18 protein-coding genes are annotated in these 23,494 nt (G+C 54.1%); 10 read left to right on the top strand and 8 right to left on the bottom strand.

All coding sequences use genetic code 11. From position 1 onward, the window contains the following. The first annotated feature begins 77 nt into the window (after positions 1 to 77). Positions 78 to 1,271, top strand: a complete 1,194-nt coding sequence (locus tag C5Y83_RS03560) for a metallophosphoesterase (RefSeq protein WP_105328266.1) — start codon at positions 78 to 80, stop codon at positions 1,269 to 1,271. A 19-nt stretch (positions 1,272 to 1,290) separates the two neighbouring features. On the opposite strand, the gene C5Y83_RS03555 is transcribed toward C5Y83_RS03560, so the two are convergent. From C5Y83_RS03555 to C5Y83_RS03535, 5 genes are all read right to left on the bottom strand, one after another. Beyond that, a complete protein-coding gene (locus C5Y83_RS03555; RefSeq protein ID WP_105328265.1) occupies positions 1,291 to 3,273 on the bottom strand; it encodes a vWA domain-containing protein in 1,983 nt (660 codons plus the stop codon). Continuing rightward, entirely contained in the window at positions 3,270 to 4,172 is a 903-nt protein-coding gene (locus C5Y83_RS03550; RefSeq protein WP_233207073.1) for a DUF58 domain-containing protein, read from the bottom strand. The genes C5Y83_RS03555 and C5Y83_RS03550 overlap by 4 nt, the downstream gene beginning before the upstream one ends. A gap of 45 nt (positions 4,173 to 4,217) precedes the next feature. After that, positions 4,218 to 5,246 (bottom strand): AAA family ATPase, encoded by a 1,029-nt coding sequence (locus tag C5Y83_RS03545; RefSeq protein WP_105328264.1) that lies wholly within the window; start codon positions 5,244 to 5,246, stop codon positions 4,218 to 4,220. Positions 5,247 to 5,361: 115 nt separating this feature from the next. Continuing rightward, the gene (locus C5Y83_RS03540) at positions 5,362 to 8,460 is read right to left on the bottom strand and encodes a VWA domain-containing protein (RefSeq protein ID WP_105328263.1); all 3,099 of its coding nucleotides are present in this window, start codon (positions 8,458 to 8,460) and stop codon (positions 5,362 to 5,364) included. A 149-nt stretch (positions 8,461 to 8,609) separates the two neighbouring features. Then, positions 8,610 to 9,638, bottom strand: coding sequence for an NHL repeat-containing protein (locus C5Y83_RS03535; RefSeq protein ID WP_233207072.1), 1,029 nt, complete (start codon positions 9,636 to 9,638; stop codon positions 8,610 to 8,612). Positions 9,639 to 9,725: 87 nt separating this feature from the next. Here C5Y83_RS03535 and C5Y83_RS03530 point away from each other — a divergent pair, with 87 nt between their 5' ends. From C5Y83_RS03530 to C5Y83_RS03520, 3 genes are all read left to right on the top strand, one after another. Next, entirely contained in the window at positions 9,726 to 10,919 is a 1,194-nt protein-coding gene (locus C5Y83_RS03530) for an L-threonylcarbamoyladenylate synthase (RefSeq protein WP_158262218.1), read from the top strand. 77 nt (positions 10,920 to 10,996) lie between these two features. Further along, on the top strand, positions 10,997 to 11,455 hold the full coding sequence (gene rpiB / locus C5Y83_RS03525; protein WP_105328261.1) for a ribose 5-phosphate isomerase B: 459 nt from the start codon (positions 10,997 to 10,999) through the stop codon (positions 11,453 to 11,455). A gap of 396 nt (positions 11,456 to 11,851) precedes the next feature. Further along, positions 11,852 to 12,421 carry a hypothetical protein gene (locus tag C5Y83_RS03520; RefSeq protein ID WP_105328260.1) on the top strand — a complete coding sequence of 190 codons (570 nt, stop codon included), beginning with the start codon at positions 11,852 to 11,854 and terminating at the stop codon, positions 12,419 to 12,421. Between the two features lie 106 nt (positions 12,422 to 12,527). On the opposite strand, the gene C5Y83_RS03515 is transcribed toward C5Y83_RS03520, so the two are convergent. Beyond that, positions 12,528 to 13,217 carry a TVP38/TMEM64 family protein gene (locus tag C5Y83_RS03515; RefSeq protein ID WP_105328259.1) on the bottom strand — a complete coding sequence of 230 codons (690 nt, stop codon included), beginning with the start codon at positions 13,215 to 13,217 and terminating at the stop codon, positions 12,528 to 12,530. 123 nt (positions 13,218 to 13,340) lie between these two features. Here C5Y83_RS03515 and C5Y83_RS03510 point away from each other — a divergent pair, with 123 nt between their 5' ends. From C5Y83_RS03510 to C5Y83_RS03500, 3 genes are all read left to right on the top strand, one after another. Further along, complete coding sequence (locus C5Y83_RS03510) at positions 13,341 to 13,988, top strand: hypothetical protein (protein ID WP_105328258.1); 648 nt, start codon at positions 13,341 to 13,343, stop codon at positions 13,986 to 13,988. Positions 13,989 to 14,061: 73 nt separating this feature from the next. Then, positions 14,062 to 15,777 carry a HEAT repeat domain-containing protein gene (locus C5Y83_RS03505; RefSeq protein WP_158262217.1) on the top strand — a complete coding sequence of 572 codons (1,716 nt, stop codon included), beginning with the start codon at positions 14,062 to 14,064 and terminating at the stop codon, positions 15,775 to 15,777. 215 nt (positions 15,778 to 15,992) lie between these two features. Further along, positions 15,993 to 18,629 (top strand): DUF11 domain-containing protein, encoded by a 2,637-nt coding sequence (locus C5Y83_RS03500; RefSeq protein WP_158262216.1) that lies wholly within the window; start codon positions 15,993 to 15,995, stop codon positions 18,627 to 18,629. A 101-nt stretch (positions 18,630 to 18,730) separates the two neighbouring features. On the opposite strand, the gene lipA is transcribed toward C5Y83_RS03500, so the two are convergent. Both lipA and C5Y83_RS03490 read right to left on the bottom strand, forming a co-directional pair. Continuing rightward, positions 18,731 to 19,624 (bottom strand): lipoyl synthase, encoded by an 894-nt coding sequence (gene lipA / locus C5Y83_RS03495; RefSeq protein ID WP_233207082.1) that lies wholly within the window; start codon positions 19,622 to 19,624, stop codon positions 18,731 to 18,733. 7 nt (positions 19,625 to 19,631) lie between these two features. Further along, entirely contained in the window at positions 19,632 to 20,417 is a 786-nt protein-coding gene (locus tag C5Y83_RS03490) for a lipoyl(octanoyl) transferase LipB (protein WP_105328255.1), read from the bottom strand. A gap of 185 nt (positions 20,418 to 20,602) precedes the next feature. Here C5Y83_RS03490 and smpB point away from each other — a divergent pair, with 185 nt between their 5' ends. The 3 genes from smpB (at position 20,603) to C5Y83_RS03475 (ending at position 23,392) form a co-directional block, all read left to right on the top strand. Continuing rightward, entirely contained in the window at positions 20,603 to 21,094 is a 492-nt protein-coding gene (smpB, locus tag C5Y83_RS03485) for an SsrA-binding protein SmpB (RefSeq protein ID WP_105328254.1), read from the top strand. 184 nt (positions 21,095 to 21,278) lie between these two features. Further along, positions 21,279 to 21,962 (top strand): ABC transporter ATP-binding protein, encoded by a 684-nt coding sequence (locus C5Y83_RS03480; protein ID WP_105328253.1) that lies wholly within the window; start codon positions 21,279 to 21,281, stop codon positions 21,960 to 21,962. Then, a complete protein-coding gene (locus C5Y83_RS03475; protein WP_105328252.1) occupies positions 21,959 to 23,392 on the top strand; it encodes an ABC transporter permease in 1,434 nt (477 codons plus the stop codon). The genes C5Y83_RS03480 and C5Y83_RS03475 overlap by 4 nt, the downstream gene beginning before the upstream one ends. The last annotated feature ends 102 nt before the right edge of the window (positions 23,393 to 23,494 follow it).

The following is a 23,494-nucleotide window of genomic DNA, read 5'->3' as shown; positions in this document are numbered from 1 at the left end:
CGAGACCCACGCTTGCCATGCCGCTCTCTCCCTCTCAGGCATGTCATACGCTTTCACCCTGAGATCAGCAACGACGAATGTATGCACTAATGGCGATCCTGATGCTTATCGCAGGCATCGGGCACTTGGCAATTTGGACTCGGCTGCACAGTGTTGTTCATGCGATGCCATACCGACAATGGCTGATCGATACGGTTGAGTTCTTTATCTACGCGATGTCTCTGCTGATCCCTGCTCTGTTTTTAATATGGTGGATTCAGCAACCACTTCATTCCACAGTTGCGCCGCACGAAATTCAGCAATACTCGCTACTGTATTACATTTGGTACGTTTACGGCGTTATGTGCGTGATCGCCTTTATCGCCGCATCGCTGCTCTGGTTGTTCTATCACTACGAATCGCAGGCATACGCTGCACATGTCGAACAGCGGCCCCTGGCACGCTACGACTTCGGTGATGTGGCGGATCAAATGCTGGGCAACACGACGGCTCGGATGGGAAGCATGATCCCAGGAAACGAAATCCTGCAATTGGAAGTGAACCGGAAAGAGATTCAGCTTCACCGATTGCCCGAGCAGCTAGATGGTTTGACTATCACGCACATCTCCGATCTGCACTTGAAGGGTCACATGACCGAAGCGTTCTACCGCAAGATCGTCGACCAAGTCAACGATTTGCAGTCAGACATGATAGTCATCGCTGGCGACGTCTTCGATCGCGACAAATGCTTTGCCTGGTCCACCGCCACGCTCGGACAGTTGACAGCTCCGTGCGGAGTTTATTTCGTGCTGGGCAATCACGAGATGCGGACATCCGATCCCAATCTGGCTCGTAAGACGCTCGTCGACGATGGCTTGATTTATCTCGGCGGACGTCACTTGACTTTGATGATTCGCGACTATCCGGTAGTTCTAGCCGGGAACGAACTGCCGTGGCACCCTCCGGCGGCCGATATGAGCACGCACGATCCGGCCAAGCATGACCAACTGCCGTTCAAACTTTTAGTCGCCCACACACCTGACCAATTCGGCTGGGCTAGGCAAAATGACTTTGACTTAATGCTCGCTGGTCATGTCCACGGCGGTCAGATCCGTTTACCCGGCATTGGCCCAATCGTGAGTCCAAGTGTGCATGGAACGCGTTATGCGTGCGGTATCTTCTATTCCACACCCACGGTGATGCACGTAAGCCGTGGGATCTCGGGCACGACTCCGCTGCGTTTAAACTGCCCGCCAGAAATCTCACAGCTGGTTCTTCGCAGCACGAAGTGACAACCGGATCGGGCGTCGCTTACACATAGACTCGGCGGTTGTAGATATACCATTCAATCAACAACACCACGAGCGCCAGGACGACAAGCCATTTCCAAAATTCGCGACGCATTGGCAGCCAAGCCGATTGCCCTTCGATTGTTTCCCACTGGGTTTCAATCTCGGCCTTCGGCTCAACATCACTTTCCTGAACATCAAAGATGTTGACAGAGAAGTATTGGGTCACATCCTTCGCATCCCCCTCGCGGACTTCATAGGTGCCCAGCAAGTCTGTCTCGCCAAACGAAAAGAGATTGTCGGCAGTTGGCACAATTGTACGCTGTCGACCTTGTGGAGGCGTAATGTGGACTTCTTTAGCAAATCCGTTCGAGCGGAAATTGAAGTTTTCGCCCGGACGGATGCTCATTTCACCTTGGCCTTGCTTGACGTCACCCAGGTATTCCACCAGATTCTTAACGAATACCGGGAAACTAAGCCGCTTGGTCCATTCGGTGTTGTAGAAGGTCTTGTCGTCCTCGGATGTGAGGAACGCGAAACCTAGCACGGCGTCTTCAAAACTTTTGCGAGGAGCAATCGCCATCAGGGCCCCTTGGTCTGACTCAATCAGCGTGGTACCGCCGGGGGGAAACTCCAAGGATGCCGATTTGTAAATCGATACATTACCCAGGTTCACGAACGACATAATCGGATGGCTTTGCGCGATGTCGATGATCTGCGGAAGTACCTTTTCTTCGGAGAATTTCCATCCATCGACCGGTGGTCGCTGACCAAAGAATACGGTATTCGACTCGGGCATTACTTCGGGCACGCAGTCGTCGTACACAATCACGTCGTAAAGACCGCTCGCCGCTTCCTTCGGATAGTCTTCTCCCTTGAGGAAGTCGGGGTCCACCAAGGTCACGTCAGCAATGCGTCGGATTTGGTCGGTTCCCAGGGCGAATTTCAAATAGTCGTTGCCAGCCGAGACGACCAATACCTTGGCCCGCTCCGGTGGATTTATCGCAGCGTAGGCGATATTGTCGGCGGGAAACAAATCCTCATGTTCGATCTCGATACGTAACTTACCGACATCCAAATTTCCGAGATCAAACTGCACGCCGCCAGTACCATCCTCGTTGTCGAGTTGAATGCGTGCGACATCGAGCAACTCCCCATTGAAGTATAAATTCGCGGTTACTTCACTTGGTTCTGGACCGAACCTCGCAATGCGGGCAAAGACCTGAAGTTCGTCTTCCTTCTCTGCATTTCGCTGCGTGCTAAACGCGAGGATACCAACATTACCGGTATTGAAACTTCCCATCGGAACGTACACCGGCTGCAAGTTACCAAACGAAAAGTCAGTAATCGTCTGAAAGCGACCATCACTTAAAATATAAGCAGTCGCCGGCTTCGCATCTGCGACTTGAACGTCCCCGTCTTCAAAAGCGGACTGCCCGGGATTCGCCAGGCCAGACGCAACACGGAGAGCCTCCATGATGTCGGTCGTATGCTCGGTTGGCTGAATCGCATTTACCTTCGAGGTCAACACACGTTGGTTGTCAGTAAATTGCTGGGTCACGCTGGCCCGATCGGAGAATGTAACGATCATCCCGACGTCGCCACTGTCCATCTGATCAATCATTTCAAGCACACGGCGTTTCGCTTCCTCTAAACGCGTGCGGTCCGACTGCTCATCTTTGGTCCCCATGCTGGCCGAGTTATCGATCAGGAAAACAAATCGATCCCCCACCAGTTGTTGCTCTCCTTCCATACCCGGCCTTAATACCGCCAGGATAAGTAGAAGGACGAATAGCAGTTGCAGGAACAGCAACAAACTTTGTCGCATCTTCTGCCACAAGCTATTCACATGCAGGTCTTCGATCGTGCGGCTCCACAGGAACGTACTGGGAACCTCCAGTGGCTGTCGACGAAGCTTTAAGAAGTAGAGAGCGACGATCGCTGGGGGCACCAGCGCCAAAAGTGTCCAACCTACAGGACCAAGCGTGTTGATAAACGAGCTCATCGCACCAGCCCTCGTTGCCGCAGGTAATTGGAAACGAGGCTGCCAACCGGCACCTCTGTGTTGGCCAGCATGTAGGCCATGCCGCGTTTGGCACAGAAGGTTCGCGCACCATCGACAAACGCGTCGAGCGTCCGCTTGTACTTGTCGAGCAAAGGACGACTAACCGTGATTTCGGCAATGTCACCATCCTCGCAATCAACCAGTTTCAAATCCCCTTTGATCTGCTCTGCGGGATTCAGTTCTACCGGGGCCAAGGTTTGAATGACATAAACATCCATTTGCTGCGTCGAAAGGAAACGCAAGGCAGGTTCGAAGCCTGACTTGTCCATCAAGTCGGTAATGAGAACCAAAATCCCCTTGCCACTGTTGCGCAGACAGAAGTTTTTCGCACCTTCCAACAGCGGTACATTCTCGCCTGGTTCAATGCCGTCTAAGTAGTCAAGCATTCGCCAAACACTTTGCCTTCCGCGTAGAACCGGGCCAGGCTTACGAGTCGACGTACCAAGTGTCTCAATCCGCACCCGGTCGGTTCGGCAGAGTCCAACAAAGCCGAGTGCGGCCGCCAATTGCTTAGCGTAGGTTAGCTTACTGGGTGTCCCAAAGTCCATCGAGGTACTGGCATCAATCAGCGTGTAGAAGTGAAGATCTTCCTCTTCTAGGAACATCTTCAAGAACAAACGATCGAGCCGGGCGTACATGTTCCAATCGATGAAACGGAGGTCGTCGCCAGCGACGTAAGGGCGAAAGTCGGCAAACTCGACACTCGTCCCTTTCCGCTTACTGCGTCGTTCCCCCTTCATCCGTCCACGAAACACCTTCCGACTGACCAGTTCCATGCGTTCTAACTGGGCCAGCAGTTCCGGAGACAAGAGATCGGAAACGATATTCGTTTTCGCCATCGAGGGCCTTACCTATCAGATGCTTGAGGGCGGCAACTTGCCAATCTATCGGGCGACACTCGCCAAGACGGTGTCATCCGCTTTTTCAGGCACCTTTTCCAGCAGTTCCAAGAGGACGTGATCAGTATCGAGTCCTTCGGCCTGGGCTTCGAAGTTCAAAATCACGCGATGCCGCATTGCCGGTAAGTAGACACGGCGAACGTCTTCGTAGCTCACATTGTAGCGACCATCGAGCAGCGCTCTCACTTTGGCGGTAAGTGCCAACGTTTGAGCACCACGCGGGCTTGAACCCCAGCGTAAATATTGATTGGTTATGGGAAGTGCCAAAGGTCCTTCTGGATGGGTCGCCAGAGTCAGGCGAACGATGTAGTCCTGAACGTGCTTCGCCAGAATCACCTCGCGAATGACTTGCTGCCATTTCAGAATTTCGGCGGCGTCCATGACCTGCTCGGTTTGAATCCTCGTTCCCTTCGTGGTTCGATCGATGATCGTTCCCAGATCCTCGGCGCTGGAATACCCGACCACCAGCTTGAACAAAAAGCGGTCGAGTTGGGCTTCCGGCAACGGATAAGTCCCTTCCTGTTCAATCGGGTTTTGCGTTGCCAACACGAAGAACGGCTTGTCAAGCACATAGCGATGACCACCAACCGTCACACAGCCTTCCTGCATGGTTTCCAGCATCGCTGACTGCGTTTTTGGCGTGGCACGATTGATTTCGTCGGCGAGACAAATCTGAGTGAAGATCGGGCCCTTCTGGAATTCAAACACCCGACGACCATCGGGCGTCTCCATCACCATGTTGGTTCCTAGAATATCGGCCGGCATTAAGTCAGGCGTGTACTGAATACGATTGAAGTCGAGGTGTAGTGCTTCAGCCAGAGTACGAACCAAAAGCGTCTTCCCCAGACCAGGGACACCTTCCAATAAACAGTGACCACCCACAAACAGACAGGTCAAAACGCCGTGCACAATATCTTCGTGCCCGACGATCACGCGTTGCACTTGTTCTTTGACGGCCGTGTAGCGACTACGAAATTCCTCCGCTTGCTGCTGCATCGATTCGGCGACACTCATGCGATTTCCTTGCTGCGACTAACTCGTTGGGTGTTGAACTGGTTGAAATTCCGACGGGGTGGCAGCAGTAAGCAGCCGAAGTCATCGTAGTACAAATTACGGATTTTGGGTTACCTTAGGTCGAACCGGGATTGTCCATCCCACCGGGCGGCTTCTTGCGAGCTCCTTTTTTAGCTTTCAACAAGCGAGATGTGTAGGAATCGTCGTCTTGCTTCCCTTCGTCCAGAGCGACCTTTTTCTTAGGTAGCCCACCGGCACTCGGCGACTTGGAAGCGAGTTCCTCGTCGACAGCCGAGCCGGTTCGCTCGGCATCATCAAGCCCGACCTCAAACCTCGCCGCCGACTTCCGTTCGTCATAGTCGGCGGTCGCGCGTTCCTTGATAACGCGCAAGCGTTCCATTCGATCTTCTTCCTCTTCCTGCTGGGGCGCGCCAAAGACCTTGGCATATAACCAACGATACGAAGTTCCAATCCATTCGGTTCCAATCGTCACGCGACGGACGAAGACATCTTCGAAGAATACGAGTCCGCATAGCACCAGCAAAATCGGCCAGACATGCTGACTACTAATTGCTTTGGGCAAGTCATGCCGAAAGGTATCGACCACTAGCAATTCATCAACGCGACCTATCGCGAAGTCGCCGGCGATGACTTGTCCCGCTTCACCACCACGTGGCTTCAACGCGGCAAGCGCATCGACCAAGGCGGAATTCAAGCGTTGCTGACGAAACTCCGCCGAGTAAGGAACGTTTGCTCCGGTGCGGATTGGTGCTTCCCCAGGTCCAGGCAAAATCGAAAGGAAATAGCTTCCTGATTTATCAGCATCGAACTCACCCACGTAACGTCCAGAGGCAATCTGGCGAAGTTGAAAGTCCTTCGATTCCATCTCAGGATCAACGGCAGTACCGGACAGTTTGAGGAAGTTCAGGTACTCATCTTTCTCATCGGTGGCAGTAACTACCACGCGTACTTTGCCATCTTTCACTTCACTGGCGACCGTGAAGTTGCCTTGATTGTCGGTTGGACGCATCATGAAACGAACAAGCTGCGAATAGAACTTGTCGTAACCTTCCCACGCCGTCCAGTTGTTGGTCCAGCGTTTACCCGCATCCGTGGTCAGCACTCCCGTTCGTCCGACACCGTAAGTCCAAGTTGCCATCAAGGTTGCATTCTCGGGATGTTCGGCCGGTACCGGTGCGATCATACCTGCGTCCACCAACGCATTGTCTTTCAAGGTCGTCATCACATAGCCATCGAACGGAGGAAAGCCTTCGATACCTTCGAGCACTTCGTGCGGATAGGTAATCGGAACCATTCCTGGATGTTCCTTCACCAATGGCTGAGCAATGCGACGAGCTTCACGCTGGTAAATTCTCGGCAAAGCTTTCGGATCGGTTACAGCGTAATACTTGCCACCAGTCTGGGATGCCAGATTTCGCAGTGGTGTACTCCCAGCAGGACCATGCGTACCGATCGCTACTGTTGTGATCTTGATGCCCGCGTTAATGTAGGCCGTGACTGTCGCCGGTAGTGGCGGCGAGGGATCACCATCGCTAATCACGATCATGTGCTTGATCGCAACGTTCGCCCCTTGCGCTTGGATTGCGTTGAAGCCAGCCAACGACATCTTCATCGCGGGATCGAACTGGGGCATGTCCCCTGGCGTCATCCGGTTAAGACGGGCCAGCATTTGATTTCGGTTCGGACCAACCGGCAACAAGCCTGTCTGTCCTCCCCACATCCATTGGTCTGTTCCACTCCAGTGGATCAAACCGCAGTAATCTTGCGGGCCTAACGCTTTGAGCGCTTCCCGGGCAACTACTTTCTGCCAGAAGTTACCTTGCGCCAGCTCAGATGCATGCATCATCATCACCAACGCCCCGACCGGGACAACCTTGGCATCCTTGATGTTGAAGTCGACCGGCATCGCTTTTTCCAGTTCAGTGTTCGACCAACCGCCAGCACCGAACGAGCGAGGTCCGCCGATCATCAGCAGCCCACACCCCATCTGCTGACTGTTACGGACCAACATTTCAATCTGCTGATCACTGAAACTGGAAATATCGCCAGCACCACCGCCGCTGGTCCGGGGAAGATCGCCCAAGATCACGCAATCAAACCGCTGCAACTCAGCCAATGAGGTGAACAACGAGTTGCTTTGCATCAACTCAACTTCAATGTTATTCGCTTTCAGTCGTTCAATAAGGTAGTCAAACTCTCCAGGATTCTCCCAGTCTTCGATCAGCAGCACACTGCCTTCCCCTCGTACATGAGCGAAGGCAGAGGCCAGATTATTTTGCGGCATCGAGTCGTCGAGACGATCATCGGGAACAAAGCGAGCTTCGTAGGTGTAAAAGTCGGATTGATCAATGGTGTGCTCGAAGGTCAGCACTTTCTTACCAGGTTCAAGCTCCATCGGCTGTTCGATAAGCACATCTTCGCGTTGCCCCTGCTTACGAACAACGATCACTTTGCCGGAGACCTTGCCGTCATCATCAGCTCCTGCTTCGGTCATGTTATTGAGCACAACATTGACTTGAACCGGCTGCCCTTTGCGAATATCGCTAGGAAGCGAGATCTTTTCGACGGCGACTTCGGCGCGGCTTGATAATTCGATCGGGACAACATCGATACCGATGCCATTCTCAGCCAATTGCCGAGCCACACTTTGAACGTCACCGACCGTTTCATTACCGTCCGTGACAATCACCACGCGTTTCGCGGAATCCTCTGAGAATGAGGCTTGAGCCAGCTTCAACGCGCCTTCTAAGTTCGTCGCGTCCGTACGAACCTGCATCATGGCTTCCAGCTTGCCTTGCTGAATGGGCAAATTGTCGTCGTAAGGAGGAACTTCGATGGCAGCTTCGCGCCCAAACACGACCACACCAGCTCGGTCACCGCGGGCTGCGTTGCGATGTTCGGCGACATCTTTCACGACATACTGCACCATCGCGGCCCGCTTCTCGCGCGGGATACTCTCCGATTGGTCCAGCACATAGATCACCGAGACGCGTTCGCTGGTATGCCGAAGTTGCATTTCTGCCAAGCAAAAGACCAGCAGCACGTAAACGAGCGAGCGGAGCCCTAACGCAAAGAACCGTCGCACGCGTCCCAAACCTGAGATGCTGCGAAAACTGAAGACCCATAACAGCGGCAGCCCTGCCAGCAACAGCAGAAACCACGGCTTGTTGAACGCAATATCAACGCCAAACATGCAGGCGGCTATCTCCTGGTGGATGTCCCAACGAAGGGCGAAAACAGAAACCCATACCGAACGGTTCGTTTATGATAAGCCCCCTCATGGTAACGAGTTTCTCAACCGATTCCCATATTTGGGAATCAGGAATTCAAAATTCCATCTCCCTACAATCGTATTCGTTGGACACGGTGATTCTCGGAGTCGATCACGTGAATTCGTCCGTATTGGTCCCGTACGAGGGCCCAAGGACTGGCCAACTGGCCTGGTTCGCGTCCTGAAACACCCCAAGTACCAAGGCTGTTCCCTTCCAGATCGAATTTCTGAACACGATGGTTGCTGTATTCGATGACGTATAAATGCCCCTCTCCATCGAGCTGCAAATCGTACGGATAGCCCATTTGCCCGGGCTCACTACCATGTTCGCCCCAAATCTTGATCAGCTTGGCCTCGTCACCACTGGCATCGAAAACCTGAATTCGGTGGTTACATGCATCAGCGACCCAGATGTGATCATTCTCGTCGACCACCATGTTTTGTGGGCGAATAAACTGCCCTGGCTCTTGCCCATGGCCACCCCACTGGAACAGAAAGGTCCCTTCACGATCAAACTTCTGTACACGATCGTGTTGGCCGTACTCTGAGATATAGTAGTTCCCCATCGAGTCCTGGACTGCGTCAGTCACAAAACCAAATTCCCCAGGTTGCGAACCCTCGATCCCGCCAATTGTTTGGTCGTCAAGCAGTTTTCCGTCCGGCGTATAAACCAACATGCGGTTGTAATGAGTATCAGCCACCAAGAGATTGCCATCGTTGTTGAACGATAGACCGGAGGGGCGGCCTTTGTAGAATTCAGGGATCTGCCAAGCACGCAGAAAGTTGCCATCAAGGTCAAAAACCTGGATCCTAGCCGTCATATCGACGATGAAGATCTCATTGTCTGGGCTGATCGCTGCGGCGCGAGGCTTCTCGAACATCCCTTCGGATACGCCACGACGCCCCCATACGACCTCAGGCTCGGTGGATGGTTCGCCTGCCGGGACGCACCCCATCCAACCAATGCAAGAAAGCCCCCAAACGAGGCTCATCACTGCCGTAGGGCGGCCAAAATAGCGTTGGAAGTCAAAAAATGTCACGATGAACGGTGTTTCAGCACAAGGGAGGAGCCGAATCCGCTTGTGAGACGTTCGACTCATTTCGTATAGTAACTTCTTTGAAAATAATAACTTCTGCGAACAATGGGAGCAAAGCAATTCGCAGTTGCTCTCTCGCTGCAGTATTTCATGTCGCGCATTTCAGGATTCGCCTTAAATGCCAGCCCCTTCGATCGGAATTCGTACGTGACCGCCAAAGTCATTGAAGTTAAAGCTGCTGATGATCGCCGTGATGTCGTTCATCGCGCCGTCCAGGCATTGGCGGAAGGAGAGATCGTCGCCTTTCCAACTGAGACCGTCTACGGGCTTGCCGTTTCTGCGCTAAATCCGAAGGCGGTGCATGCATTGCGCCATGCGAAAGGGCGACCCGAGACTAATCCCTTTAGTCTTTGCGTCCCAGGTGCGGATACATTGTGGGATTATGTCCCTACTGCTTCGCCGCTGATGTGTCGCTTGGCCCGACGCTGTTGGCCAGGACCTGTTACATTGGTCATGCCTTGCGACGAAGGATCTGTTGTATCGCGATTCAGCGACGACGTTCAACAGGCCGTCTCCCCGAGTGGATACGTTGGCCTGCGTGTTCCGGCTCATGACTTGATCTCAGAAGTCATGCAGTTTCTGCCTGGTCCATTGGCATTAACCAGTGCAAACCGGTCGGGCGAACCTGACACGATTCATGGAAAAGAGGTCGTGGAGAGGTTGGGGGATCGAGTAGGATTGATCCTGGATGACGGAAAGTGCCGATACGGTCAGCCCTCCAGTGTCGTCAAAGTGGAAGCCAATCACTTCCAGATGTTACGTCAAGGTGTTGTTTCGGAGAGTGTTTTGAATCACCTGAGCAGCTATTTCGTTCTGTTTGTCTGTACTGGAAATACGTGCCGGAGCCCGATGGCGGAAGTCATCATGCAGAAACATTTGGCCGACAAACTGGGTACAACAATCGATCAGCTTGACCAGAGGGGGATTCTCGTCGCTTCCGCCGGCATCGCCGCTTTTCCTGGCGGTCGAGCTGCTCCCGAAGCGATCAACATTTTAAGCGCTCGCAGCCTCGACCTGGCAGGGCACGCCAGCCAACCGCTGAGCGATCGCTTGGTCGAGCAAGCCGACTTGATTTTGACAATGACCTCGGGACATCGCGACGCCATCCTGGCCCGTTGGCCCGAAGCACGAGACCGCGTGCAAACGCTTAGCTGTGACGGACGTGACATTGCCGATCCGATCGGTGGCTCGGAAGATGTTTACCGTCAATGTTTGGAACAAATCGAATCGGAAATCAAACTCCGGGTGAAGGACCTGGACCTGGAAAACCTGCTCCCCTCCTAATCTTTTCCCGTTCGCAATTAACAACCTCGCTCGGTTGATGAAGGCGAACTCTCCTTGTTTGATAAAACGTAACTGCCATGAAAATCGCGATAGGAAGTGATCATCGTGGATTCGAAGTAAAAACGAAGATCATCGAGCACATAAAAAAGCTGGGACACGAGGCAATCGACTGCGGTGCCCACGACTGCGGTGCGATCGACTATCCCGATATTGCTTCAGCCGTCAGCGAGAAGATCGTTCATGGAGACGTCGACCGCGGAATCTTGATCTGTGGCTCGGGAATTGGCATGGCGATCACCGCCAACAAGTTCCCCGGCGTTCGTGCAGCAACCTGTCACGATGATTTAACCGCAGAAATGAGCCGTAGGCACAACAACGTGAATGTGATGTGCCTTTCCGCCGACCTGCTGGGCGAGCGATTAATCGATCGCATGGTCGATTTGTGGATCAACACGGCCTTTGAGAAAGGTCGCCACCAACGACGTGTCGACAAGATTTCGGAAGTTGAACGCCGGTTCTCCAAAGATAAGCCGTAACGAATCACTCAGATTCCAGACGGCTACAGGCCCCTTCGATTACCGAATTCGGGTGCGCGAACAATCGGACAGTCATCGACTCGAGATTACCGCCTGAAAGCACCGATCTTGCTAGCCCTTCCCAGCTTGAACTTTTCTATGAATTCGTAGCATAGTTTCTAGGGAAGCCGGGAGGTCTGGGAGGATTATTTCTAAAATCCTCGGCAAAGTGTTCCGTTTGTAACGATCGCACTCTCATCTGCCTTAATTCTGCATTTTTTCTCGCTTGTGGACGCGGCTCAAAATCTTGAAGCCAGATCGATTGTTGTTAGAGTCATCTAAACAGTCATCGCTACTTGGGCATGCGTGCAGCACTCGCACGCTTGCTCTGCCCCTTTTTCGGAAAGATTGTCTGGAATGGTCCGGTTTCGTCGCCCCCATCCTGAAGATGTAGAACAGCTCCTGCTCAACGCCAAGTTGCGAGATGAGCTGGAGCCGTTCTTCGACGAATCGCTGCAGATACTCGACAGCGGACGAGTACCGATTCGCGTAGAAAACGAGTTTCTTAGTGCGATTCTGGCATGGGAAAGAGCCCCCGTATTGCCACTTGCTCAGTGGTTTACCCCTACCCTAAACCCACCCCGCTTCGATCAGCTCACTGCCGATGAACTGCATGAGGTTCTCTGGGACATCATTCAGAAACTTGCTTCCCGGCGGATTTATCTCGACTTCACGGATCACCTGAGCGATGTCGAGTTGTACTGCATCGTTGTCCGCGACATCTTGCCGTCGCAGGAGAAGATGGTTGACCTGTCGAGCCACTGTATCTACTTCAATTGTGCCGAATCGGAAGCCGATCCCGACACATGGTTACGATACTACGCGTCGGAAGAAGAACGCCAAGGTTGGAGCGAAGAGACGGGCCAGCCGTTGCCGCCTGTGGAACGCTCGCCATTCCCACGAAAGCTACCTGGTCGAACCGTCTAGTTCCTTCGACCTTGACTTACATCTAAGAAGCATCAAAAAGCGACTGCGAGATCCACCGCGGGTTAACTTCCAACTCCGGGGCATGGTGGACTTCGCTTCGCTTTTTTTACGTTGGAGTTTCCTGACTTCTCGCACGGAGCCACTTTCGCGCGAGAAAGGTCAGCAGAAGCGGGAATCCAGCGGAAATAGCTAGCGCGATCACCAACCATTCGTGGTCGGCGGCAACCTGACCGAATGCGGCGTAAGCGATTGCAATACCGCCGTTGGCGAGCAGCACCGGTGGCCAAAATTTTCGCCAAGCGAGATCCTGAACCCCTAAAAGCACCACGGCTGCCTCTGCCAAAATTGGTAGTGGACGGGTAATCACCAACGTAGCCACCCCCCAAGAATCGGCGAACTGACGAAGTGTCATTGCGTCGTCATCCTGAAGCCAACGTTTTTTAATGGCGGGTCCCGCCATTTTAGCGAGGCCAAATCCCAACGCCGCCCCAGCGCAAAGTCCACCGAAACAAACCAGGCTACCAGTCAAAATGCCTAGTTTTGCACCTGCAATTGTATTCACCAAGCTGGAAGGAACCGGCAGGAATACATCGAAGGCCAAAAGTACAAATAGGACAATCGCCATAACTACTGGGCTAGACTGACTTTGCTGCCAGGCGTCGGCCGCTTCTTGCAGATCGTGCCCCCAGATAATGAACGGGATAATCGGTATCGCGAGTGCTCCTGCCACGAGTGCGAGCTTTTTGAGGAAAGTGGGCATTTGATCGATTGGTGTTTCCCCCAATTTTCGTGGCATCCGATTTTCAACTTAACTATCATTCGTACTAGGGTAGGATTACCAAAGTACAATGCATTTCCCTCGAAACCAAGGTTCCGAGGCCGGTTCACCCAATAGCTTCCTGCAAAGATGGAAAGAGTCATGGTCCCACGAATACTTCTGGCGGCGCTGGTAATGCCGCTTCTGGCAAGCTCCTGCTACGCACAATACTACGGCGGTCCTTATGGCTACGGCTATGGATACTCGTCGACGGCGGCAGAAGGTGCCGCTCATGGTTTGGCCGACGTCGTGCGCAGTGCAGGCTCCTACAATCTCGACACATCCCGAGCCGCTGTGAACGTGGAAGAAGCTCGCAAGGCTTACATCCAGAATCGCGAACTGGCTCAAGAAACATGGTTCGACATGCGTCGGCGTAACGATGCCTACCGTGCGGAAAAGCGTGGTCCGGCCCCGACCAGCGAACAAATCTTCCGCATCAACGCCCAACGCGCTCCGAGCCGTTTGAACGACGATCAAATCGATCCGGTCACCGGCGAACTGCATTGGCCGCTGCTGTTGACCTCGGCCATCTACGATCCGTACCGCAAGGTGATCGACAAGGGCTTCGAGACTCGCTCGCAGCAAGGTTCGATCAAGAGCTTCGACAAGCAGCAAGATCTTGTGAAGGCCGTCGACGCCATGTATGACGCGCTGAAGAAGCGAATTCGCGATTACGAACCCCAACAGTTTGTCGAGGCAAATCGTTTCATGGAAGCGCTGTCCTATGACGTACGCTTTCCTTCCAGCTAAGTGAACTGACGAATCCTACACCTTTGAATTGCAACGCTCACTCTTCTCTATGAATATGAAACTGGAGACGGCGATGAAAGCCCGTTACTTGCTTCTATTTGCCGCAATGTTGTTTTGCGGCACCCTCTCGGCGGCTGAGCCAGATGTCGCCAAGCTCACCACCGAACTGAAAGCTGGTGGTGATGCGTCCTACGAGGCAGCCGATGAACTCGCCGACGCCCCTGCCGACAAAGCAGTGCCAGCGCTGACCGAAGCATTGGACTCGAAGGACGTAGAACTGCAGCGGCGTGCCGCTCGTAGCCTGGCTCAGTTTGGCAAGGAAGCTGATAGTGCGGTCCCTAAACTGTCGTCCCTGCTGAAAAGCCCAGTGCCAAAACTGCGTGCTTACGCCGCTTACGCGCTCGGCAAGATCGGCGACAAAGACATGGCAGCCCTACCTCAGTTGGTCAAATTGGTGACCGACGAAGATGCCATGGTTCGCCGCAATGCATTGGAAGCCATGCTCGACTTGAATCTCGATCCTGACAAGTCGTTGCCGATCTTGGTGAACGTGTTGGAGAATGCCGATCCAGCGTTGGTCTTGCCCGTTCTCAGCGAAATGGCAGAAAAAGGTGAACAGGCCCTTCCGCGACTCCGAACGGCCTTGAAGAATGAACGTGCCGCCTACTGGGCATGTTTGATTGCAGAAGCAATGGGTCCGAAAGCTGCTCCGCTGGTTCCTGAGCTGACCGAAGTTCTCAAGAGCAGCGATCCTGGCACACGAATGCACGCCCTGATCGCCCTGGGTGAGATTGGCCCAGAAGCTAAGCCAGCAATGGAAGCGGTCATTAACGCGTTGGATACCGATACGGTTCCCGCTGTGAAGTATTCGGCTGCGTTCGCCCTGGCTTCGATGGAAGCTTCTAAGGCCACCGATGCACTTAAGAAAGCAGCTGAAGGGGAAGATGCCTTCCTGACGCTGATCAGCTACTACGCGGTCGCTAAGCTCAATCCAAACGATACCATGATGGCCCAGACGGCAGCGACCTTCCTGGTCGAAGCCATGAAAAGCGAAGACGCCAACGTCCGAGCGGCCGCTGCTCACTGCCTAGCCAACTTGGAAGCCTCGCCTGACCTGCTTCAACCGATCTTGGCAGATGCCCTCCGCGATGCGGATCCACGCGTTGTGGCAAAGATCACCGATGCCATCGTCAAGATGGGACCGCAGGCCATGCCGGAAGTTGTTAAGGGGCTTCAAGACGAAAAGCTTCGCTGGGTCTCGGTAAGCATCATTCGTCGTTGGGGTGAAGCAGCTCCAGAAGCGGTGGCCCCTCTGACCGAAGTCCTCTCGACGGACGATCCCCAATTCCAAGGCGAAGTCCTGATGGCGATTGGTGCGATCGGCGACAAGGCTGCGGGTGCCGTGGAAGCGGTTAAGCCGTTCCTTGCTGGCGAATCGCGTGGCTTGAAGCTGAACGCTTTGTACGCCTTGGGTCGCATGCACCAAGGGGCATTATCCGCCAAAGGCGATATCATGCCACTGCTTGATAGCGATGACAGCTTCACGAAGTTTGCCGCCGCTTGGGCGTTGGCTAACATCGCTCCGGAAGACGAAGAAGCGGCTGCCAAGGCAGTTCCGATTCTAACGGAATCGCTGGCTGGTACCGAAGAAGGTTACGTTCCTGGCGAAGCCGCCAAGGCCTTGTCCATGTTTGGCGAGAAAGCCAAGTCGGCGCTACCTGCTCTGAAGAAGGCCGCCGACTCTGGCAACGAAGCCGCCGCAGAAGCGATCAAAGCGATCTCGAAGTAGTTCCTTTATTCGATTACTTCTAGTGAAACATCAAAGAGGCCACCTTTCACGCAGGGTGGCCTCTCTTCTGCTAGCAACCCGTTCCCCGGTAAACATGGCCGTTAACTTGAACTGATCTTTCCTCGAATCGGGGTTTTTGCTAGTAATTCTCGGCCGACACTATTTTCTTGAGTATGGAAGCCAGAAAGAAGTTTCGCATGTTAGGCAAGGATGCCATGAAGAACATTTATTTACGTTTGGCCGTGATTGGTGGAGTGGTCGCCCTCGGCGCCACCGCAATCGGACAATCGATGATGGCATCTCGGGCCAATCCTGATCCCGAGCCAATCGAAGTTTCTCAAGTTCCCAAGCAGGAAGGCGTGCCGACCCCGGCAACCTCTCCCTTCCCTGAATCGAAGGTGATGTTGGCCTCAAACGACACGCCTACGGAAGCAACACCCACCGAGGCAACTCCACCTTCCTCGAGTGAGATTCCGAAGCCACCTGTTTCGCGTTTTCGCTTTAACGATACCGCATCTGCGGAAACTGCAACGCCAGCTGAAAATCCAGCCGCAACTTCGACCACGGCCACCGTTGGCGACGGAACGACGCCACCTAGCCGATTCAGTCAGTTCCTAAGTAACTCAGGCTCGAATCCTGCGGAAAATCCCGCCGCGACTGCCACTAGCGATAACGAAGCAGCTTCGCCTGCGAGCGATTCGGGAAGCCGCTTCAGTTCCAGCTACGAACCTGCTTCGACTCCAGCCGCCCCGCCAGTCTCGCGTTTCGGTAATCCGGCCGCTGAGTCAACTGCGTCGACGCCTCCAAGCCCCCAAAGTTTTGCCAGCGATTCGTCCGCCTCGGAAGCAGCCGCTCCGACCGAGCCAATGACGCCACCACCGGTTCGTTTCCAATCAGGAGCGACCGCGGCTGTCAACGATGCTGCGGACCAAGTCACGGCAGCAACAAGCGGCATAGCCGCCGAAGCGAATGGTGCAATCAGCGATGCAACCGCTGCGGCTCAAGGTGCCGTCGGCAATGCTGGCTCACGGTTTTCCTCCATGGTAGATTCTGCCTCGCAAGCGATCGAAGATCAGGCCGAAGCGGCGGCAAATGCGGTTCAAGACTCTATGCCCCGCACGATGCCAACGCAACCACAATACGGCGCAAGTGCCTATGGTTCATCGACCCCAGGATCGACAGCGGCAGAGAATCCTAATCGATTCTCGGCAAACGCCAATCCAGCGCCCTCAACGAGCTCAGAAGCAGCCGTTCAGCCCAGCGTCATGGGATCGAATGCCGCCTCCGATTACAACGGTACTCGCGGGTTCTCGGCCACGCCTCCCTCGCCGACACCATCCCAAGCAGAACAAACGCCCGCTCCAACCAGCCAGCCAACTAATCCAATGCGATTTGCCGATCCTCCGGCAATCGCGACTCGCTCATCGGCTCCTCCTGTCGCTGGCATGCTGGCATCAGCTCGTCCCGGAGAAGCTCGCTGGGAAGGAGACCAGACGCCAAGCATCCGCTTGGAGAAAGTCGCTCCACCTGAAGTTCAGATTGGCAAAGTCACGACCTTCGAATTGCACGTGGAAAACAATGGGCGGATCGAAGCATCGAACGTAGTGGTTCAAGACATGGTTCCAGCCGGCACGAAGTTCGTTTCGACCAGTCCTCAAGCCACACAAAGTGCCGACGGAACCCTGGTTTGGAACCTGGGAACATTGCAACCACGCGAACGCAAAACGCTCAAGCTCGAACTGCTTCCAATGGAAGAAGGCAACATTGGCAGTGTCGCGAGTGTGACATTTGCCGCGAAAGCGTCAGCTCGATCCATTGTTACTCGGCCTGACCTCAACGTATCCCAAGCCAGTGCCGCAACGGTTCTGGCTGGAAATCAGCTTGGTATCACGATCACAATTTCCAATCCAGGAACCGGCGCTGCAACTGGCGTTGTCCTGGAAGAAAACGTCCCAGCCAACTTCTCGCATCCTGCGGGTAAGGAATTGGAATTCGAAGTCGGAACCCTGCGTCCAGGTGAGTCGCGTCAACTCGACCTCGTGCTCAACGCCACCAGCGCTGGCCGTGTGCAAAACATCTTACGAGCTCGGGCCGACGGCAATCTTTCACGTGAGCATGCCCTTGAATTGGAAGTGGTCGCGCCGAAGCTGGCCGTCGCTATGACCGGCCCCAAGCTCCGTTACCTCGAACGCCCCGCCAAGTACACCGTGTCGGTAAGCAATCCTGGTACTGCCCCAGCTCATGAGATCGACCTAGTGACTTATCTTCCTAAAGGTCTGAAGTTCGTCGAAGCGAACAACGCGGGGCAATACGATTCGACTCGACATGCCGTATTCTGGAACCTACGGGAACTACCGCCGGCGGAAACCGGATCTGTCGAACTGGTTGCCTTGCCGATCGAAGCGGGCGATCAACGCCTGCGGGTCGAAGGTACCGCTAGCAAGGGTCTGACCGCGGAAGATGAATCGACGGTACACGTCGAAGGCCTGGCCGCGATCTTCTTCGAGGTCGCCGACCTGGCTGATCCTATCGAAGTTGGTAAGGAAACGACCTACGACATCAAGATCGTCAACCAAGGTTCCAAGGAAGCGACCAACGTTCAGGTCATTGCCGAGATTCCTCAAGGTATGCGTGGCATTTCTGCGAGCGGCGAATCGAACGGCGAGATCCAAGGGCAACGCGTCATGTTCCAACCAATCTCGCGAATCGATCCGAAGCAAACGGTTCGCCTGAAAATTCAGGTTCAAGGAACGATGCCTGGCAATCAGCGGATCAAAGTCCAAGTCTCCACCGATGGCATTCCGGCTCCGATTACCAAAGAAGAGAGTACAACGATCTACGCAGATCGATAAAAAAGTCGATTGGATAGACCCGATACGACAAAGAAAAAAGGGGCCCGTCGAGATATTCGACGGGCCCCTTTGATGTTTCATCAGCGAGAAGTTCTGCAGAGCTAGAAGCTCTCGGCCATATCCCGGGCGTGGTAGCTACTGCGGACAAATGGTCCGCTCGCAACTTTGACGAAGCCCATCGCTTTGGCCTGGTGTCCGAGCTCTTCGAATTCTTCGGGACGAAGGTAGCGAACCACTGGCAGGTACTTCTTTTGATCTGGCTGCAGATATTGACCAAGGGTCAGGAAGTCGACGTTGGCTTCGCGCAGATCTGCCAAAGTGTCCAGCAATTCCTCGCGTGTTTCACCCAGTCCGAGCATCAATCCACTCTTGGTCTTCGTACTAGGGGCAATCTCTTTCACGCGTCGTAGCAGTTCTAATGTCCAGCTATACTCCGACTTGGGGCCCCGGACGCGTCGATACAGACGCGGCACCGTCTCAGTGTTGTGATTGAAGACTTCCGGCTTGGCTTCCAAAACTCGAGCCAACGCTTCTCTCGATTCGATGAAGTCAGGCGTGAGGACTTCGATTGTGGCGCCGGTACGAGCCCGAACTGCCTCGATGCAGCGGAAGTAGTGATCGGCGCCACCGTCTGGCAGGTCGTCGCGGGTCACCGAGGTAATCACCACGTGCTTCAAACCTAAACGGTAGGCGGCTTCAGCCAGACGTTCTGGTTCGTCATCAGACAAAGCTTGGGGAGCACCGCGAGAAACGGAGCAGAAGCTGCATGCCCGCGTACAGATGGCCCCCAAGATCATGAAGGTCGCGGTTTGCTGCGAATAGCACTCCATCCTGTTTGGACATTTGGCTTCTTCGCAGACGGTTTCCAGACCCAACTCTTTCATGAGATGGGTTGTCTTGTGCCCAGGATCTCCCTTGGGAACATTCCGTTTCAGCCAGCGAGGCAGACGACGCCCTGAATCTGGGGCGGGAATGTCATCGGATGTATCAACTATCGGAAGTTCAACTGGCTGCTTGGCGGGTTCGATCACGTGTTTGCTTGACTATTTCGGAGAACAGAGGATGGCCCGAGTGCCAGCTTGCCTGTGCCGTCCCGAACCGTTGCGCCAAATTGTTCGCCACGCTCCGCGCGACTTCCCTTATTGTAGGGCAAGCCTCTGTTTCTTCCAGGAGACTGCTCATAGTTGGTGAGTCTCCGGGACATGCAAGCTCCGCCGGATTGGCCTCGATGCCCACCTGACTGAGGGGAGAACAGGCCACATTTAGGAATGCACCGTGACTGGTGATCCAATTTTGAACGGCAACACCGATCGCAGCCAGCATACCGCTACGTCCCCATAAGCCAAAACGTCCAGGCCGCTTATAGATGGGAACCTCATACGGGCGCACTGTGTCCAGCAAGCCATCCTGCAGGCGTTGAAGATACTGACCGACCGACCAGCCGTAGTACTTCAGGGGTACAATCGGATAAACGGCCAGCTGTCCCGGCGTATGAGCCACACAAGCACCGCCGCGACCGATCCAGCGCAGATCAAGCTTACGTCGACGCATCTCTTGTGTGGTCAAGTGGATATGTCGCCGCGATCCCGCACGGCCTATACTTATGAGCGGTGGATGCTCGCAAAGCAGACAAACAATGTGCCCATCGTCACGCCCTCCGGATTCGTAGACGAGACGTTTCTGCAGGGCAACGCACAGATCGAAATCGACAATTCCCATATGATGGAAGTCGATTTGCGTCGGCGTTTGCCGAACATTTTCAAAGGGCTCAAAGTCGAATATTTCCACGCGTTCGATATACCTAAGAGTCGTCGTTGCGAGGTCTTCGTTGGAGGGGGGAGATTAGCAGGACCCTTGGTTCGAGCCTAGGTCGAAGTTAAGAAAAACTCCCTTCCCATGCTGGCATCGCAAGTACGGGCCAACCAGCGGCCTTTAATCGCACCTTGTCACGCACCATCCGGAAAGTAGCGACAGTGGCTAAGAAGTCTAAAGCCTCGAAAAAAGAAGAAAACAAGAACGAGAAACTCATAGGTGAAAACCGTAAGGCTCGCCACGATTATGAGATTATCGATCGTCTGGAGTGCGGCATCCAGCTTGTCGGCAGCGAAGTGAAAAGCCTTCGGGATGGCAAACTGGCCATGACCGAGGCGTTTGCCAGTGTCGTCAACGGCGAGGTCTTCTTGATAAATTGCGAGATCACGCCCTATTCCAATTCAAGTGATTTCCTGAATCACGATGCCCGCCGTAAACGTAAGCTTCTGCTCCACAAGCGAGAGATCGCCAAGTTTGCGACCAAGGGGGAAGAGAAAGGCTTCACGCTTGTCCCCCTGAAGATGTATTTCAAGCAAGGTCGAGCCAAAGTCTTGCTGGGGATCGGTCGTGGTCGGCAAATGCATGATAAACGCGAGAAGCTCAAAAAGGATGTCGCGAAACGTGATATCGATCGTGCGATGAAGCGTGGCTAAACTCCTGGGAATGAACCATTTGCTAGCTGCCACGTATAAAACAAAGACGTTGGAAAGCCTCTTTCTGCAACTAACACCTACTCGCAACTCATTTGCAAATAGGGGTTGGCGCCCGTCGATTTACGTATTTCAATACACGCTCGCCTGAATCGATGTTCCCTCCTTCGATGCCCGGTTATTGGACATGCTCCACCTTGAAAATGTGAAGAAATCGTTCCGGCTTCCTACCGGCAATCGGATGCCGATCCTGGATGTACCGCGCTTCGATGTCGCCGCTGCTGAACAAATGGTGATTGTTGGGCGAAGTGGATGCGGTAAGTCAACGCTACTGCATTTGATCGCTGGCATCGGAACCCCAGATTCAGGCGTTATCGCGATCAACGGGCTCGACATTAGTCGCCTCTCCGAAGATGGACGCGATAGGTTTCGGGCCGAAGTGATGGGCTACGTCTTCCAAACGTTCAACTTACTGCAAGGCTTTACCGCCTTGGAAAACGTGATCCTGGGCATGTCGTTTTCAAAGGGACGGGTCGATCATGGCCGAGCTCACGATCTTCTCGATCGTGTGGGTCTGGGGCATCGTCTGCATTCGTACCCCCGCACCCTGTCCGTTGGGGAACAGCAACGCGTGGCGGTAGCGCGTGCCTTGGCCAATCGACCGAAACTGCTCCTCGCGGATGAGCCCACGGCGAATGTCGACCCCGCAAATCAGCAATCGATCGTCGATTTGATCCGGCAAACGTGCCAGGAAGAGGAGATTTCTCTGGTCATGGTGACCCACGCAATGGAAGTGGCGGAACAATTCCAACGCGTGGAACCGCTCGAAAAACTGAATCTGCTGGCCCAGGCGAAGAAAGCACACGCATGAGTATCTGGCATATCGCCTGGCGAAACATCCGACAACGAGCGTTGGCCTCGTCGCTTACCTCGTTTTCTATGGCTCTCGGAGTACTCTTGGTAACCGCTGTGCTGCTGGTACATGGGCTAGTTTCTAAGTCATTCAGCGACAACTCCGACCTTGGCTACAACATGATTGCCGGCGCGAAAGGTGGCAAACTACAGTTGGTGCTGAACACCACTTTCTACCTGAGCGAGCCGGTCGAGAATATTCCGTACACGTTCTATCAAGAGTTCCTCTCCAAACCGCAGCAGGAAGAGGAACTGGCATTAATGGCCCCTGGAAAGCGGGGAGACTTGAAGGATGGCACTTTCGCAAAGAATACCGAGTTCGCCATTCCCGTCTGCCTGGGAGATTATTTTCAGAATTACCGTGTGGTCGGAACGCTTCCCAAGTTCTTTGAGTCGTTCAAAGCAGAGGATGGTGAGAACCTAAAATATCAGTTTGAAGAGGGACGGAACTTTGAAACCTGGAACGACGAGCACGGTTACTTCGAGGCAGTCGTCGGCTCGGTCGTCGCTCAGCAGACCGGCCTGAAAATTGGGGATAAGATCGCAGCCTCACATGGCGGTGACCCGACCGACATCCATACTGACTCGCCGTTTACCGTGGTTGGTATTCTCGAACCCTCTGGCACGCCGAACGATCGGGCCGTGTTCATCAACATGGAAGGCTTCTATTTGATGTCGGGCCATGCCAAGGTGGAAGAGGACGAAGAAGTTGGGGCGAATGTTTCGGGAGACACGGCGTCTCGCCGTCAGCCGCTGCCGATCGACCAGCGGGAAGTGACGGCCGTCTTGATCCGCACATCGGATCCATTTTCACCGATCATCATTCGCAATCGTGTCAATGAGGGTAATGTTGCCCAGATTGTCATGCCGGTGATGGAAATTACCAGCTTGTTCGATCTGATCGTGAAGCCAATTCAGACCTTATTGCTGGTCATCACGACGCTCATTTGTTTTGTCTCCGGAATCTCGATCCTAGTCAGCATTTATAACTCGATGAATGACCGCAAACGTGACATCGCCGTGATGCGAGCTCTAGGCGCGCGGCGGGAAACGGTTATGGGGATTGTTCTCTGGGAATCAATCATCCTCTCTGTGGGAGGTGGTATTCTGGGCTGGATGGGGGCTCATGTCCTATTGTTCCTCGCCAGCCCGTCGATTGAGGCCCAAACTGGAGTCCGAATTGGGCTATTCGACCTGGCGCCGCTGCCAAGATCGCTTGAAGTTCAGATACCAGCGGTGATAATAGATAACAGCTGGCTGGGCCCTTTGTGCAGCTTAGAGTTGGTGATTGTTCCAGCTCTAATTTTATTGGCAGTGATTGTTGGTTTTCTGCCTGCGTACACGGCGTACCGAACCGACGTGGCGGAAGCTCTCAGTTCATCTCCTTAATGGGCCAGTCTAGCACTTGTTTGAGTTAGCTGGGACGCATCATTCAAAGCGTTCCCCCATGGCTCTCGTCGCGAGGATGAAGAGTCCCCGCCTGATGCCTCG

Source organism: Blastopirellula marina (assembly GCF_002967765.1).
GTDB classification, from domain to species: domain Bacteria; phylum Planctomycetota; class Planctomycetia; order Pirellulales; family Pirellulaceae; genus Bremerella; species Bremerella marina_A.
This window is presented reverse-complemented; position numbering and strand designations above follow the sequence as displayed.